A 12,782-nucleotide genomic window follows, 5' to 3' on the forward strand; every position below is an offset into this window, starting at 1 on the left:
GCGCTGGCGCGCTCCTGCGCCCCTGGCGGGGCGCTGCGTGGCCGGGTTGTCGGGAGCCGTAGCGGTGTCGAAATGGTCGGGCGTGGGTGGTCGGTTCGGGTGCTGGTCGGTGCGTTCCGAGGTGGTCGAGTTGGGTGTCGAGCGACGCGCTGTCGCGGTCGCGGTGGTCGGGTTGTGGAGGGGTCGGAACGGTGGGTGCTCCCCCGCTTCCAGATCGGGCTGAGGATGACGGGGGTGCCCTCAGGTGGGCGGGGATCCCCCGGCCCTGCCCCTCGGCTCTCAGGCGGGCGCACAGCGCCGCTGCGAGCAGACGCCGGCGCCCGGTGCCCCACCCCGCCGAGCAGCTCGAGCAGCTGCGGCGAGCGCAACCCGACACCCCCCCACCCCGGCGAGAGCGTGCGTCGCAACATACCCCCAGCCCTCCGACGCGCAGCGGCACCACATACCCCCACCCGGCCCACCATGCCCCGACAGGCCCGAACGCGCCGCAGAGAGCCGCTGAGAGCCGCTCAGAGCCGCTCAGACGCGGCGAGCGCTACCCGCCACCCCGCAACGCCCCGAGCAGCTCCACCAGACCCGCCACGCCCACCGGATCACCCGTGCACAGCGACCACACCCCCACCACCCCCACCGGCAGCCACCACCACGCCACCACCGCACGCCGCGCCGCCTTCCCCACCCGCTCCAACCGCCCAAACCACGCCACCACCGCATCCGTCATCTCATCCATGCGCACCATGTGCGCGGCGCGCCCCTCAACCCCTCTCCGACCCACCACCACCACCTCCTACCTCGAATAAGGGCGGCCGCCGCGCCTTCGCGGACACACCCGTCAGAAGGAATATCGACCGCACCCCCGAACGGCGATCGCCACCCCCTCGCCCCGGCCGAGACACCCACCCCCCGCAACCCCCGTGCAACCTCCGAAAAATGCTTGCAAATTTCAAGCACAATTCACCCCGCACACCACCCCCACCCGACACCCCCACACCGCCCTCCCGATCCTGAAAAATGCTTGCAAATTTCAAGCAAACTTCGCCGTTCTGGTCCCCCACCCCATCAACGTCCGATCCCCCACCTAGTTTGTAAACGTCAGGTACACACAACAGGAAACAACCAAAAGACACACCATGGGAATGGACATGCTGATCGCGATTGCGAAAGAGCCGAGGATGACCCCCGCTGCGAAGGCGTGGTGCGACTCCCTCGAGCTCGGTCATGAGGGGCTCGTGAAGATCGAGCAGGGCGTGCTGCTTGCTCGAGTGTCCCGGCTGGAGATCTCGGAGGCAGACCTCGAGCACCTGGAGCACCTGCTCGAGGTGGGAGCCGAGGAGACCGCCGCCGAGCCCGCGCTCCGCGCGCTGCTCGAGCTGGCAGTGACGACGCTGGCGGAAGGTCGGCGAGATGTGTCGAGCCTCTTCCTACACAACACCTGGTGGATGGTCAGCGGCGGCCCGTCGTCGGGTGACAGCCCGACCGACGCGTATGACTTGCTCTGTGCCGTAGACGCGATGGGCGTCACCGGCAGGGCGATGTCGCTGCGCGAAGTGAAGACGGCGCACGCCGCGATGGTGAGCGCCTGATGTCCTCGAAGGAGATCGTGAAGCTGCTCCGCGCGAACACCGGCGAGAGGGACATGCACAGCGTCTTCAGTGACTTCTGTTCGATGAGCGCTGCAGCACTCCGTAACCGCTTCGACCCTCACAGCCACCAGGAAAGAGAGGAGCAGTACGAACAGACCCGTGAACGATACTCAGAGGCCCAGTGGGGGCGGTTCGCCGAGACCCTCGCGCTGGTGGCTATCGAACTAGCCACGGAACCGCGCGACGTGCTGGGCGAGGTCTACATGCAGCTGGAGATCGCGAGCCGCGATCAGGGGCAGTTCTTCACGCCCTACAGCGTCTGCCAGCTGCTGGCGGCCATGCAGGTATCGGATGCCGCCGAGCAGCTGCAGAGGCTGCCCTTCCTGACCGTCTACGAGCCTGCGTGCGGAGCTGGGGCCATGGTGATCGCCGTCGCGCAGGAACTCGCATCCCAGGGCATCGATTGCGCCACACAGCTGTCGGAATCGGAGTGAGGTGACACCGAATGTCACCTCATGGAGATCATGCGGGGCTTTCGATTCGTTCTTTGCTGTGACACTTTCCGGGAGAATGACGCAGCTGACACTGTCGGCGGCGCGGGGATGGGTTTTGCAAAGCGTTATCGACGAGCCGTGACGCCCGCTGAGCCGAGGCTGGTGTCGACGACGCTCGAAAAGTAGGCCATAGCGACGGCTTGCATTCCAGCGGTCGTCGCAACGAGGTTATTTCTCGGAGGCTAGCAAAGCTCTGAAGAGGTCTTCGGGAGTCCGGTCACCGAGGACGATTCGAGGTCGCCGGTTGAGTTCGGATTCGACGCGGGCGAGGTCGCGGGCGGTGTGGACGGAGAGGTCGGTCGACTTCGGGAAGTACTGGCGGAGCAGTCCGTTCGCGTTCTCGTTGCTGCCGCGCTGCCAGGGGCTCGCGGCGTCGCAGAAGTAGATCCGGGCGCCGGTGTCGGCCGTGATGTCGAGGTGTCTGGCCATCTCGGTGCCCTGGTCCCAGGTCAGGGTTCGGCGTAACGGCGCCGGGAGCTGGCCGAACGTGCGCACCAGCGCGGCGTGCAGCTCGAGCGAGTTGTGCGCCGGCAGGTGAAGCAGCTTGACGTAGCGAGTCTGACGTTCCACCAGGGTGCCGATCGCAGATCGGTTGTGCGGGCCCACGATGAGGTCGCCCTCCCAGTGCCCTGCCTCGGACCGGTCGGTGGGCTCGAAGCCGCGACTGTGGACGGACAGCATCGGCTGCGCGAACCTCCGCCCGGCTCGGATCTGTCGCGTATGGCCGCGACGATGATCACGGCCGGTGCGCAATGGGGAGGCTGATGGCTTGCGGAAGATCCCGGTGCTGGGGCGGTAGATCGCCTGATAGATCGTCTCCGTCGCGACCCGCCGTGCAGGGTCCTCGGGGTGGGCGAGCCGAAGCGCCCGGCTAATCTGCTGCGGACTCCACCGCTCACGTAGCCTGCCCATCACGTACGCCTTCAACACCGGATCTGCGATCAGCTTTAGCGGATGCGCGCGGCGTCGACGGGAAGCAGCGATGGAGTGCGCATGGAACGGCCGGTAGTACCCCGACGGGTGCAGGTTGCGCCGCAGCTCTCGACTGATCGTGGACGGGGATCGCCCGAGCAGCTGCCCAATCGCCGTCGGCCCGTGGCCGCGGCCTGCGAGATCAGCGATCTGCACCCGCTCGTCCTCCGAGAGGAACCGGGGTGAAATGACACGGACGGTGAGCGGCTCGAGCGGTGGCACAAACTTGACCGTGCCATCTTTGCGACGCACCGTCGTGCCGTTCTTCCAGAGCTGGCCCGTCGAGCGGTGGATCTCCAGCTCTCGACACGCGCCGCGCAAGGTCCAGCCCTGCGCCATCATCTCCAAGAAGCGGCGACGCTTCTCCGTCATCGGCCGACGACCCGGCCCCTTCCGAACACGACGAGACGACATGCGAGAACACCTTTCTGATCGTTCTCGTTGCGACGATCACTGGAAACCACCCCGTCGTATTGGCCTACTTCTCACTCGTCGCCGACAGCTGGGATGTTGGCGATCCGGCCAGTCCCGATAGTGGCGTTGGCGTGATTGAGAAACGAGACCTCATCACCTTCTGTAGGTCCGCCCGTCAGTCGCATCTCTTCACGTTGCTGCCAGTTGTCACGGGCGTTGGGTGAGAGGGAGAGCCATGAAGCGGTATCCCCGGCAGGGTGTTGCCCGGGGAATCGAGACGTTCGATACTCTGGCGGCGATGCCGTCCGGCGCCACAACACTCGGAGGAGAGCAGGGCTCTCGCGAGACCTGGGGATTCAACCGTGAGACAAGAGCGGATCGATGATCTCGTCGTCTTGCTCCGAACAAGCCCCTTTAGGCGGTGCGCAGTGCGGTGACGATCACGACCGCGAGCGATACGAGGCCGATCCCGAGCGCCACCACGGCGAGAGCCGCGATCGGTGATGCGCCGGGCAGCATCCCGCGATCACCCTCACGTTCGAGCACGCCGTTCACGGCACGGTACCGGCGCCGTGCCGCTAGCCAGAGTGCGGCAGCCGCCACCAGCCCGGCGACGCCGCCGAACGCCCACGCGGGATGCCCGAATGCCACGGGGAACAGTCGCAGCGCGACGAGGGAACCGGCACCGAGGGCGAGTGCCGTACGCCGCCACGCCAGCTCGGTGCGTTCCGGCTGCAGCCCGGGGTCGAAAAGGGTCATCGCAGCAGGATCGCCAGCAGGAGCAGCAGTCCGGCGAGCGAGACCGCGATGCCGAGGACGGCGCCGAGCGGCGACGAGGGAAGCGGTCGCGCAAGACGCATCGCACGCTCCGCGCTCCCCCAACCGAACCAGGCGAGCACCGGCGTCACGATGCCGGCGACGACGAGCACCAGCGAAGCTGCGAGGCGCAGCCCTGGATGCAAGTCCAGACCGAGCAGTTCGAGCGCAACACCACCGGCGAGGAAGGCGAGTGAGGTGCGGATCCAGGCGAGGAAGGTGCGCTCATTCGCCAGCGTGAAGCGCGCATCGGGCTCCGTCCCGTGGGTATACACCGATGCGGGAAAGCGGCCGCGTGCGCTCACAGAGCCACCGTTCGGAAGCCGGCGTTGCCCATGGACGAGTCCGGCGTGTTCTGCGAGCGTGCCGAGTTGCGGTAGCGGTTGCAGTACGAGATGTGACACAGGTAGCTGCCACCACGCAGTAGCCGAGAGTCGCCACGGGTGGGACCGGTCGGATCGGATGTCGGTGACGAGAGGTAGTACGACGCATCGAAGCGATCGGCACACCACTCCCAGACGTTGCCGACCATTTGCCATAGCCCGAATCCGTTGGGCGTGAAGCTGCGCACCGGAGCCGTGATCGCCCAACCGTCCTCCGCGGTGTTCAGCGTCGGAAAGCTTCCCTGGAAGATGTTCGCGCGCCAGCCGCCGGCATCCACCTCGTCGTCGCCCCATGGGTACTTCGCTCCCGCGAGACCACCGCGCGCGGCGTACTCCCACTCTGCTTCCGTGGGCAATCTGCGACCCGCCCATTCGCAGTATGCGACCGCATCGTTCCAGCTGATGTGCACCACCGGGTGGTCGCCGAGGTCGTCGACGCTAGAGCCTGCCCCGCCCGGTCGTCGCCAGTCCGCGCCTCGCACACCGCGCCACCACGGCGTCTGCGGAGGCACGCCGAGAATGTCGTCATCCGGAGCCGACACCGCGAGGTGGAACACCGCGGAATAGCCGAACTGCTCGGCTTCGGTGCGATAGCCGGTCGCATCGACGAACGCGGCGAACGCCTCATTCGTGACGCTGGTCGCATCGATCGAGAACGCCGAGAGAGACACCGGATGCAGCGGCACCTCGCCATCGGCGGCATTGCGATCACCAGAGGAATCACCCATCTCGAACGTCCCGGCAGGGACCGCCGCCTGCTCAATGCCATGCGTCCCGCCTCGCCCGTGCGTCGGGGACGTGCGCTCTGCGCGCGTCCCGATCGAGAGAAGCGCCGAGCGCGCCGGTGCACCGCACCCGCAACCGCAGCCGCCCGAGTCCTCAGATATCATCCGTCCTCCATATCAACGCACTTCGATGGTACTCATGCTGCTGTGACTACCTAGCGTCGCCAAACTCCTCCCCGTTCGGTGGCATCTGCTCCGCTATGTGAATCCAACTGCACTCACTCCGCGAACTATGGACCGCACGGCATGTCGCGTGTCGCACGCACAGAGCCTCGGCGTCCGCTGTGGCTCCATCATGAACACGACCGTCGCGCTGGCGGCGTGCATCCACCTAAATAGCGACAATGGGCGTCGCGGAAACCCGGCATCTCAACCCTTCAAGGGCACTACGCGCCAGTTCGGCACGGGGACTCCGCCAGCAGGTGCAGAGCTGATGTAGACGCCGCCGTCGCGATTCGACGGGGTATCTCTCCCCACACGAGCGGTGGTGATGAGCAGCTCACCCAGCGCGCTCCCGACGAAGGCGACAGACGTCGTATTCGCAGCCGGAGTATCTACTCGGCCGACGACCTCTCCTCCTGCAGTCAGCCTGAGCACGGCTGCGCCGCCCCATAGCGCCACCCAGACGAAGCCGTCCGAGTCCACCGCGAGTCCGTCCGGGAATCCCCCATCGACAATCCAGCTGTCCACGAGATGCGGGATGTCACCAGTGGCATCGAGGACATCGATGCGGTATCGGAACGTGTCCACGTGGTACATCAGAGTGCCGTCCGGCGAGAAGGCAATTCCATTCGACAGGGAGATGTCCGAGCGCAGCAGTCGTAAGCGCCCATCGGGCTCGAGTCGGAAGAGCTCCTCGCCCCAGGTCTCGCCGTCACGCGTGAGCGTGCCAACGACGAGGCGACCTTGCGGGTCAATCGTGGCGTCGTTGAATCGGCGGTTCGCGGGAAGAGCGCAGTGTCGTGAATCCACGACGGCGCCCGACGGGTCGAGCTGGACGAGATGATCTGCTTCCACGATGAGCATTCCGCCGTCATCGGCGGGAAGGGCAGCGCAGACCTCCCGATCGGACGAGTAGACCAGGGTGGGTTCTTTCTCATCGGGATCGTCGCCGAATCGCCACGCCCACGCGGAGCATCCATCGATATCCACCCACAGTGCTCGCTCTCGACGAGCGTCCCAGGTGGGACCCTCCCCCAGGTGGAAGGTTCGACTGCCGAGTTGCGCGAGCTGCCGTCTCTCGTGGGATGAATCCGGTTCAAGCAAAGCGGGCTCCGAGACCTCCGTCGACCTCCCACGTCGCTCCGGTGACGAACGACGCGTGATCAGAGGCGATAAACGTGACAGTCGGCGCGATATCGGCGGGCGTGGCGACTCGACGCAGAGCGTGCGTGCTCTCGATGCGCTCGACCGCCTCGGGCCCGATGCGGTCGAAGAGCTCCTGAACGCGCTCGCTGCGCGTCCACCCCGGGCAGACCATGTTCACGCGCACTCCCCGCGGACCGTAATCCAACGCCAGCGAGCGGGTCAGGCCGCCGAGCCCGGCCTTGCCCGCGGCATACGGGAACGCACCCTCCTCTGTCAGTCGAGCGTGCAGCGATCCGATGTTGACGATGCTGCCCGTTCCCGCCGCGAGCATCGAGGGAAGCACCGCACGTGAAACGAGCCATGCCGACGTGAGATTGAGTCGCATGATGGAGTCCCACCGCTCGACGCTCATCGAGACGGCATCCTCATTCGCGTCGCCGCAGGCGTTGTTGATCAAGATCTGGATGCCGCCGTCCGACGCAACCACGTCAGCCACCGCGTCGCCGACAGCGCTCTCGTCGGTCACATCGACGTGGAGGTAGCGGCATCCGTCCCCGATCCGCGCAGCAGTCGCTTTGCCGGCTTCGTCCGCGACGTCGAATATCCAGACGCGCGCGCCGTCGGCAACTCCCTGCGCGGCGATCGCCGCACCGATGCCTTGCGCACCACCGGTGACGATCGCGGTCTTGCCTTCCCACAGCCGCGCCAACGGGCCGGCACCGATCGGCTTTGCAACATCCATGATCGTCTCCTCAGTTCTCCGCGCGTGTGGTCTGCCGCTGCCCTGCCAGTGCCTCGCGTCCAGCGAAGGGCAGATCTCCCTCGCTTTCGAGTTCGAGCAGTCGGTTCCACTTCGCCGTGCGTTCGCTGCGCATGGTGGAGCCCACCTTGATTTGTCCCGCTCCCCACCCGACGGCGAGGTCTGCGAGCCACGCATCCTCGGTGTCACCCGAGCGCGCGCTGACGACGGTCTCGAAACCCGCACCGATCGCCTCGAACACTACGCGCTCCGCTCGCGAAACAGAGCCGGCCTGGTTCACTTTCACGAGCACCGCGTTCGCGGATTTCTTCTCGATCCCCCGTCGGACCCGGTCCAGGTTGGTGGCGAAGTGATCGTCACCGAGCACCTGCGCGTGTGAAAGGCGTGCTGTCGCCGCACGCGATCCCGCCCAATCGTCCTCGCCGACGACGTCTTCGATCGAGACGATCGGATACCGCTGCGTCCATCCCGCCACGACATCAATCCACTCCTCGACACTCAGCCTGTCGCCCTGACCGGCGAGCACGATCGCGTCGCCGTCCACCAGCTGGGTCGCAGCGATGTCGAGGGCGATGGCCATCTCGTCACCGCCGAACCCTGCGGCATCGATACCGTCGGCGAGCAGCGCGAGCACCGCTTCATTGCTGTCGAGACGTGCGGCGAGTCCGCCTTCATCAGCGACCAGCGCCGACCAGCCGCCGCGCCTATCGAGAAGTTGCGCACACGCGGCGCGCACACGCGAGACCTGCTCGATTGCCTCGGTGAATGATGACGCACCCACCGGAACGGCGAGGAAGTCCTGAACGTCAACCGCGCGGCCGGCATGCGCTCCGCCCGAGAGGATGTTCACCATCGGCATCGGGATGCTCGGGCGCCGAGGCCGCTGCAGTGTCGACCACAACGGAGCGTTCTCCGACGCGGCATGCGCGACGGTGACGGCCAGCGAGACGGCGAGCGCCGCATTGGATCCGAACCTTCCGAGGTTCTGCGTACCGTCATGGGCCTCGACCGCCGCGTCGATGGCGACCCGGTCGCTCACCCGGCGTCCTTGGATGAGCTCTGCGTACTCTCCGTTGACAGCGTTGACGGCTCCGGATACTCCCCACCCTCCGTAGCGTGCGCCTCCGTCGCGCTGCTCGAGCGCTTCATGGCGTCCCGTGGATGCCCCCGAGGGCACCACTGCGCGGCCGCGTGCCCCGTTGGCCAACGTGAGCGAGCAGGCGACGGTGGGCCGGCCGCGCGAATCCAGCGCTTCCCAGGCGTGGGTGCGCACGATGCGGTCGTCGGTCATGAAAACTCCTCTTCTCTCAGTGTCCACGCGGCACCGACAGTGTCGGGGGCCTTTGTGAGCAGGGTGCGTCCCAACGCGTGGGCACGGTTTCGCTGTTCTGCATCGAGGTACTCGGCGGGCGACTTCCCATCGACCCGCGCCAGAAGGAGGCATCCGATCTGACGCGAGAGATGTGCCGCGTCGGGGAACGTCGAGTCGCGCGTGTAGGCGTCGACAAACGCTCGCGATGCCTCCTGGAACCGCCCGCGCCACTGCGGGAACCTGAGCGCCTTCAGCAGCAGGTGCGTCTCGAGGAAGGCGACATCGAAAGTCGGATCGCCGAGGTGGGCGACCTCGAAGTCGATGACCCATGCCCCTGCCGCGCCGACCAGGACGTTTTTCGGCGAGAAGTCACCGTGCACGAGGCACTGTCGGGTGTCCGACATCCGTGCGACCACAGCGTCGATCTGGGGCGCCAGATCGGGGTTTCGTTCGGCCGCCGTACGGTGATACGGAGACAGCCGGAGAACCTCGAACGTCTCGACGTCGGCGATGAGCTCTGCGCTCAGCCCCGCACCACCTGCCGTGGCGACGTGCATTGAACGCAGCACCTCGCCGAGACGCGAGGCCACCGCAGCGTCGACGGATCCGCCCATCAGCTGGCTCTTCCAGTCCGACCAGTCGTCCGGAGCGCGCTCGATGGTCATGGTGAGCGCGTCGGGATCGACATCGACCACGGTCGGGGCTGCCGCAGGGTCGATCGTGGTCAGCACGCGAAGCCCCTCGGCTTCACGGAGCACGCGCTCTCGCGGGGCGTACCACGCCTCGGCCACGGCGAGCTTCGCACGCGCCTGCTTGAGCACCAGACTGTGGCGGAGGTCCGTCACCGAGATGACGACGTTGCTGACCCCGCCACCCAAGAGATGTGCTGTGGTCGACGCGGCATCGACGATCCCCCGCTCGACGAGGTACGGAATGACGGTGCGCTCATCGAGGAGCGTGTCGCTGCCGCTCAATAGGTCGCCCGCCCGCCGCTCAGGTCGAACGTGAACCCGGTGGTGAACCCGGCAGCGGGCGACGCGATGAACGCGAGCATCTCGGCAACCTCGTGTAGCTCGCCTGTCCTGCCCATCGGGATCTTCTCGAGCATGTAGTTGACGACCGACTCGGGCTGACTGTCGAGAAACGGCGTGCGAATGACGGCCGGCGCGACCGCGTTCACGGTGATCCCCGACCGGCTGTACTCCTTGCCCTGTGCCTTGACCAGTCCGATGAGACCGGCCTTGCTCGCCGAGTAGCCGATCATCTGCGGGTTGCCCTCCTTGCCGGCGATGGAGGCGACGTGCACGATTCGCCCGTAGCCGCGCTCGAGGAAGTGCGGGATCACGACGCGCGCGATCGTCAGCCCCGGTGTGAGGTTCACCGCAAGAGTGCGCTCGAACTCTTGGACCTCGACCTCGTGGCTGGGCCTGCCGAGCGGTCCCTGGATGCCGGCCGAGTTGATCACCGCGTGCACGCCACCGTGACGAGAGACTGCGGATTCGAATGCGCGGGTGAGGGATGCTTCGTCCGTGACATCGCACGCGGCCGCCGCGGCCGCGCCCCCGGCATCCCGCACCGCCTGCGCGGCGACTTCGGCGGCATCGCCGTCGCGATCGGCGATGGTGACAGCGACCCCGCGACGCGCGAGCAGCTCTGCCGTGGCTCGACCGATGCCCGCAGCGCCTCCGATCACCATCGCGGCGTATCCCTCCGGGAACTGCTCGACGGCCACCGCGCGCGTCATGAACGTGCCTCGCGGTCGTGTGCGACGAAGCGATGCCGTTGGGTGCCCAATCCGGTGATCGAGATCTCGACTACGTCCCCTGCCGACAGGAATTTCCCCGGCGTGAAGCCCGAGCCCACTCCCTGCGGCGTGCCGGTGTTGATGACATCGCCCGGCAGGAGAGTCATGAACTGGCTGACGTACCAGACCAGGTAGTCGACATCGAAGATCATGTCCGCGGTCGAGGAGTTCTGCCGAACCTCACCGTTGACGAGCAGTGAGAGGTCGAGCTGCTGCGGATCCGCCACCTCGTTCGCCGTGGCGATCCAGGGTCCGAGTGGGTTGAAGGTCGCGCAGTTCTTTCCCTTGTCCCATTGCCCGCCCCGCTCCAGCTGAAAGTGGCGTTCCGACACATCGTCCGAGATCGCATAGCCGAGAACGTAGTCTCGGGACTGCTCCGGCGAGGACAGGTACTCGGCCTTCCGGCCGATCACGACGGCGAGTTCGACCTCGTAATCGGTCTTCTTACTGCCGAGCGGGATCACCACAGCATCGTGCGGACCCTGCACCGTGTACGGCGCCTTCATGAACAGAATGGGCTCGTCGGGGATCCGCATCCCCGCTTCCGCAGCGTGCTGACGGTAGTTCAGACCGACGCAGACGACCTTGCCCGGGTGCGCCAACGGGGATCCGATCCGCACGTCGGTCAGATCGATGTCCGGGGTTCCCGCCGAAAGTGCGTCCTCGATGAGGCGCATTCCCTCGAGGGTGCAGGGATCCGCACCCTCGAGGATCACCGAGCGCACATCGAGCCCCGTGACGCCATCGTGGCTCGCCACCTCGATCTCCTGTCCGGGTTCTCCCACACGAAGGAACTTCATCGTCTACTCCTCGGTTCAGCAAGCATGTTTCGAATGCAACTTATCATATAACTCAGCTTCACAGACAGGCCCCTATCCCGTGAATTCGCCGCTTGTGCACCTTTCATATCTGATACCTTTGCTGCAAACAAGGAGGTTCAGATGAAGATCGCCCGGATCGAGACGTTCCTGGTGCCGCCGCGCTGGCTGTTCGTGCGCGTGGAGACCGATGAGGGCCTGGTCGGCTGGGGAGAGCCCGTTGTCGAGGGCCGCGCACGTACGGTGAAGGCCGCTGTCGAAGAGCTCGCGGCCCCGCTCATCGGGCGTGACTCGAGCCGCATCGAGGACATCTGGCAAGAGCTCACGCGAGCGGGCTTCTACCGAGGCGGCGCAGTGTTCTCCAGCGCCATCGCCGGACTCGACCAGGCTCTGTGGGACATCGCCGGCAAGCGCCTCGACGTCCCGATCTACCAGCTTCTCGGCGGTGCCGTGCGCGACCGCGCACGCGTCTACGCCTGGATCGCCGGCGACCGTCCCGGCGACATCGCCGCCGAGGCGGAGATCCGACGCGAACAGGGGTTCGACTGCGTGAAGATGAACGGATCCGCCGAGCTGACGGCGATTCCGTCTGCGGGCGAGCTCCGCTCCGTCATCGCGCGCGCAGAGGCCGTGCGCGATGCAATGGGCGATGACGACTTCGCACTCGACTTCCACGGTCGGTTCTCGCCCGCGATGTCGCGTCGAACGCTTCCCCTGCTGGAGCCGTTGAATCCGCTGTTCGTCGAGGAGCCGGTGGTTCCCGAGCTCGCCGCGGCGCATCTGGCTCGGATCGTGGAATCGACGACGGTGCCGATCGCCACCGGCGAGCGCGCGTACTCGCGCTGGGACTTCGTCCCCCTGTTGGCGTCTGGAATCGCCGTGGCTCAGCCGGATGTCTCCCACTGCGGCGGGATCTCAGAGATGCGACGCATCGCCGCGCAGGCCGAGACCTCTGGGGTCGCACTGGCCCCGCACTGCCCGCTCGGTCCGATCGCCCTGGCATCGTGCCTGCAGGTCGACTTCGCAGCGCCGAACTTCCTGATCCAGGAGCAGAGCCGTGGCATCCACTACAACGACGACTGGGACGTTCTCGACTATGTGCTCGATGGCTCGGTCTTCGACGTGGTGGCCGGCTCTATCGAGCGCCCCACGCGTCCAGGCCTCGGAATCGAGATCGACGACGCAGCTGTTCGCGACGCGGCCAAGCGCGGTCACGACTGGCACGCCCCCGTGTGGCGGCATCGTGACGGAAGCCTCGCCGAATGGTGAGCTG

At 66.5% G+C, this 12,782-nt stretch carries 14 protein-coding genes; 3 read left to right on the plus strand and 11 right to left on the minus strand.

Translation table 11 applies throughout. The features are described from left to right. Positions 1–535: 535 nt before the first annotated feature. Positions 536–739: a hypothetical protein gene (locus tag O1W71_RS14330; RefSeq protein ID WP_269268499.1), complete on the minus strand. Its 204-nt coding sequence runs from the start codon at positions 737–739 to the stop codon at positions 536–538. 433 nt (positions 740–1,172) lie between these two features. Here O1W71_RS14330 and O1W71_RS14335 point away from each other — a divergent pair, with 433 nt between their 5' ends. Continuing rightward, positions 1,173–1,583, plus strand: coding sequence for a hypothetical protein (locus O1W71_RS14335; protein ID WP_269268500.1), 411 nt, complete (start codon positions 1,173–1,175; stop codon positions 1,581–1,583). After that, positions 1,583–2,077 (plus strand): N-6 DNA methylase, encoded by a 495-nt coding sequence (locus tag O1W71_RS14340; protein ID WP_269268501.1) that lies wholly within the window; start codon positions 1,583–1,585, stop codon positions 2,075–2,077. The genes O1W71_RS14335 and O1W71_RS14340 overlap by 1 nt, the downstream gene beginning before the upstream one ends. A gap of 228 nt (positions 2,078–2,305) precedes the next feature. Here the strand turns inward: O1W71_RS14340 and O1W71_RS14345 are convergent, their stop codons facing one another. The 10 genes from O1W71_RS14345 to O1W71_RS14390 all read right to left on the minus strand — a co-directional run bounded on the left by O1W71_RS14345 (position 2,306) and on the right by O1W71_RS14390 (position 11,491). After that, positions 2,306–3,523, minus strand: a complete 1,218-nt coding sequence (locus tag O1W71_RS14345; RefSeq protein WP_442924507.1) for an IS30 family transposase — start codon at positions 3,521–3,523, stop codon at positions 2,306–2,308. A gap of 414 nt (positions 3,524–3,937) precedes the next feature. Next, complete coding sequence (locus tag O1W71_RS14350; protein WP_269268504.1) at positions 3,938–4,282, minus strand: DUF202 domain-containing protein; 345 nt, start codon at positions 4,280–4,282, stop codon at positions 3,938–3,940. Beyond that, positions 4,279–4,644 (minus strand): YidH family protein, encoded by a 366-nt coding sequence (locus tag O1W71_RS14355; protein ID WP_269268505.1) that lies wholly within the window; start codon positions 4,642–4,644, stop codon positions 4,279–4,281. Before O1W71_RS14355 ends, O1W71_RS14350 begins: the two co-directional genes overlap by 4 nt. Continuing rightward, entirely contained in the window at positions 4,641–5,612 is a 972-nt protein-coding gene (locus tag O1W71_RS14360; RefSeq protein ID WP_269268506.1) for a formylglycine-generating enzyme family protein, read from the minus strand. Before O1W71_RS14360 ends, O1W71_RS14355 begins: the two co-directional genes overlap by 4 nt. A gap of 264 nt (positions 5,613–5,876) precedes the next feature. Then, positions 5,877–6,773 (minus strand): SMP-30/gluconolactonase/LRE family protein, encoded by an 897-nt coding sequence (locus O1W71_RS14365; RefSeq protein ID WP_269268507.1) that lies wholly within the window; start codon positions 6,771–6,773, stop codon positions 5,877–5,879. After that, complete coding sequence (locus O1W71_RS14370; protein WP_269268508.1) at positions 6,766–7,557, minus strand: SDR family NAD(P)-dependent oxidoreductase; 792 nt, start codon at positions 7,555–7,557, stop codon at positions 6,766–6,768. Before O1W71_RS14370 ends, O1W71_RS14365 begins: the two co-directional genes overlap by 8 nt. A 10-nt stretch (positions 7,558–7,567) precedes the next feature. Then, a complete protein-coding gene (eno, locus tag O1W71_RS14375; protein ID WP_269268509.1) occupies positions 7,568–8,866 on the minus strand; it encodes a phosphopyruvate hydratase in 1,299 nt (432 codons plus the stop codon). Then, positions 8,863–9,861, minus strand: a complete 999-nt coding sequence (locus O1W71_RS14380) for a phosphotransferase family protein (RefSeq protein ID WP_269268510.1) — start codon at positions 9,859–9,861, stop codon at positions 8,863–8,865. Before O1W71_RS14380 ends, eno begins: the two co-directional genes overlap by 4 nt. Continuing rightward, complete coding sequence (locus tag O1W71_RS14385) at positions 9,858–10,631, minus strand: SDR family NAD(P)-dependent oxidoreductase (protein WP_269268511.1); 774 nt, start codon at positions 10,629–10,631, stop codon at positions 9,858–9,860. The genes O1W71_RS14380 and O1W71_RS14385 overlap by 4 nt, the downstream gene beginning before the upstream one ends. Further along, positions 10,628–11,491 carry a fumarylacetoacetate hydrolase family protein gene (locus tag O1W71_RS14390; protein ID WP_269268512.1) on the minus strand — a complete coding sequence of 288 codons (864 nt, stop codon included), beginning with the start codon at positions 11,489–11,491 and terminating at the stop codon, positions 10,628–10,630. The genes O1W71_RS14385 and O1W71_RS14390 overlap by 4 nt, the downstream gene beginning before the upstream one ends. Before the next feature lie 141 nt (positions 11,492–11,632). Here O1W71_RS14390 and dgoD point away from each other — a divergent pair, with 141 nt between their 5' ends. Beyond that, positions 11,633–12,778, plus strand: a complete 1,146-nt coding sequence (gene dgoD, locus O1W71_RS14395) for a galactonate dehydratase (RefSeq protein WP_269268513.1) — start codon at positions 11,633–11,635, stop codon at positions 12,776–12,778. Positions 12,779–12,782 lie beyond the last annotated feature (4 nt).

The sequence above is a fragment of the Microbacterium sp. H37-C3 genome (assembly GCF_027157935.1).
Lineage (GTDB): Bacteria > Actinomycetota > Actinomycetes > Actinomycetales > Microbacteriaceae > Microbacterium > Microbacterium plantarum.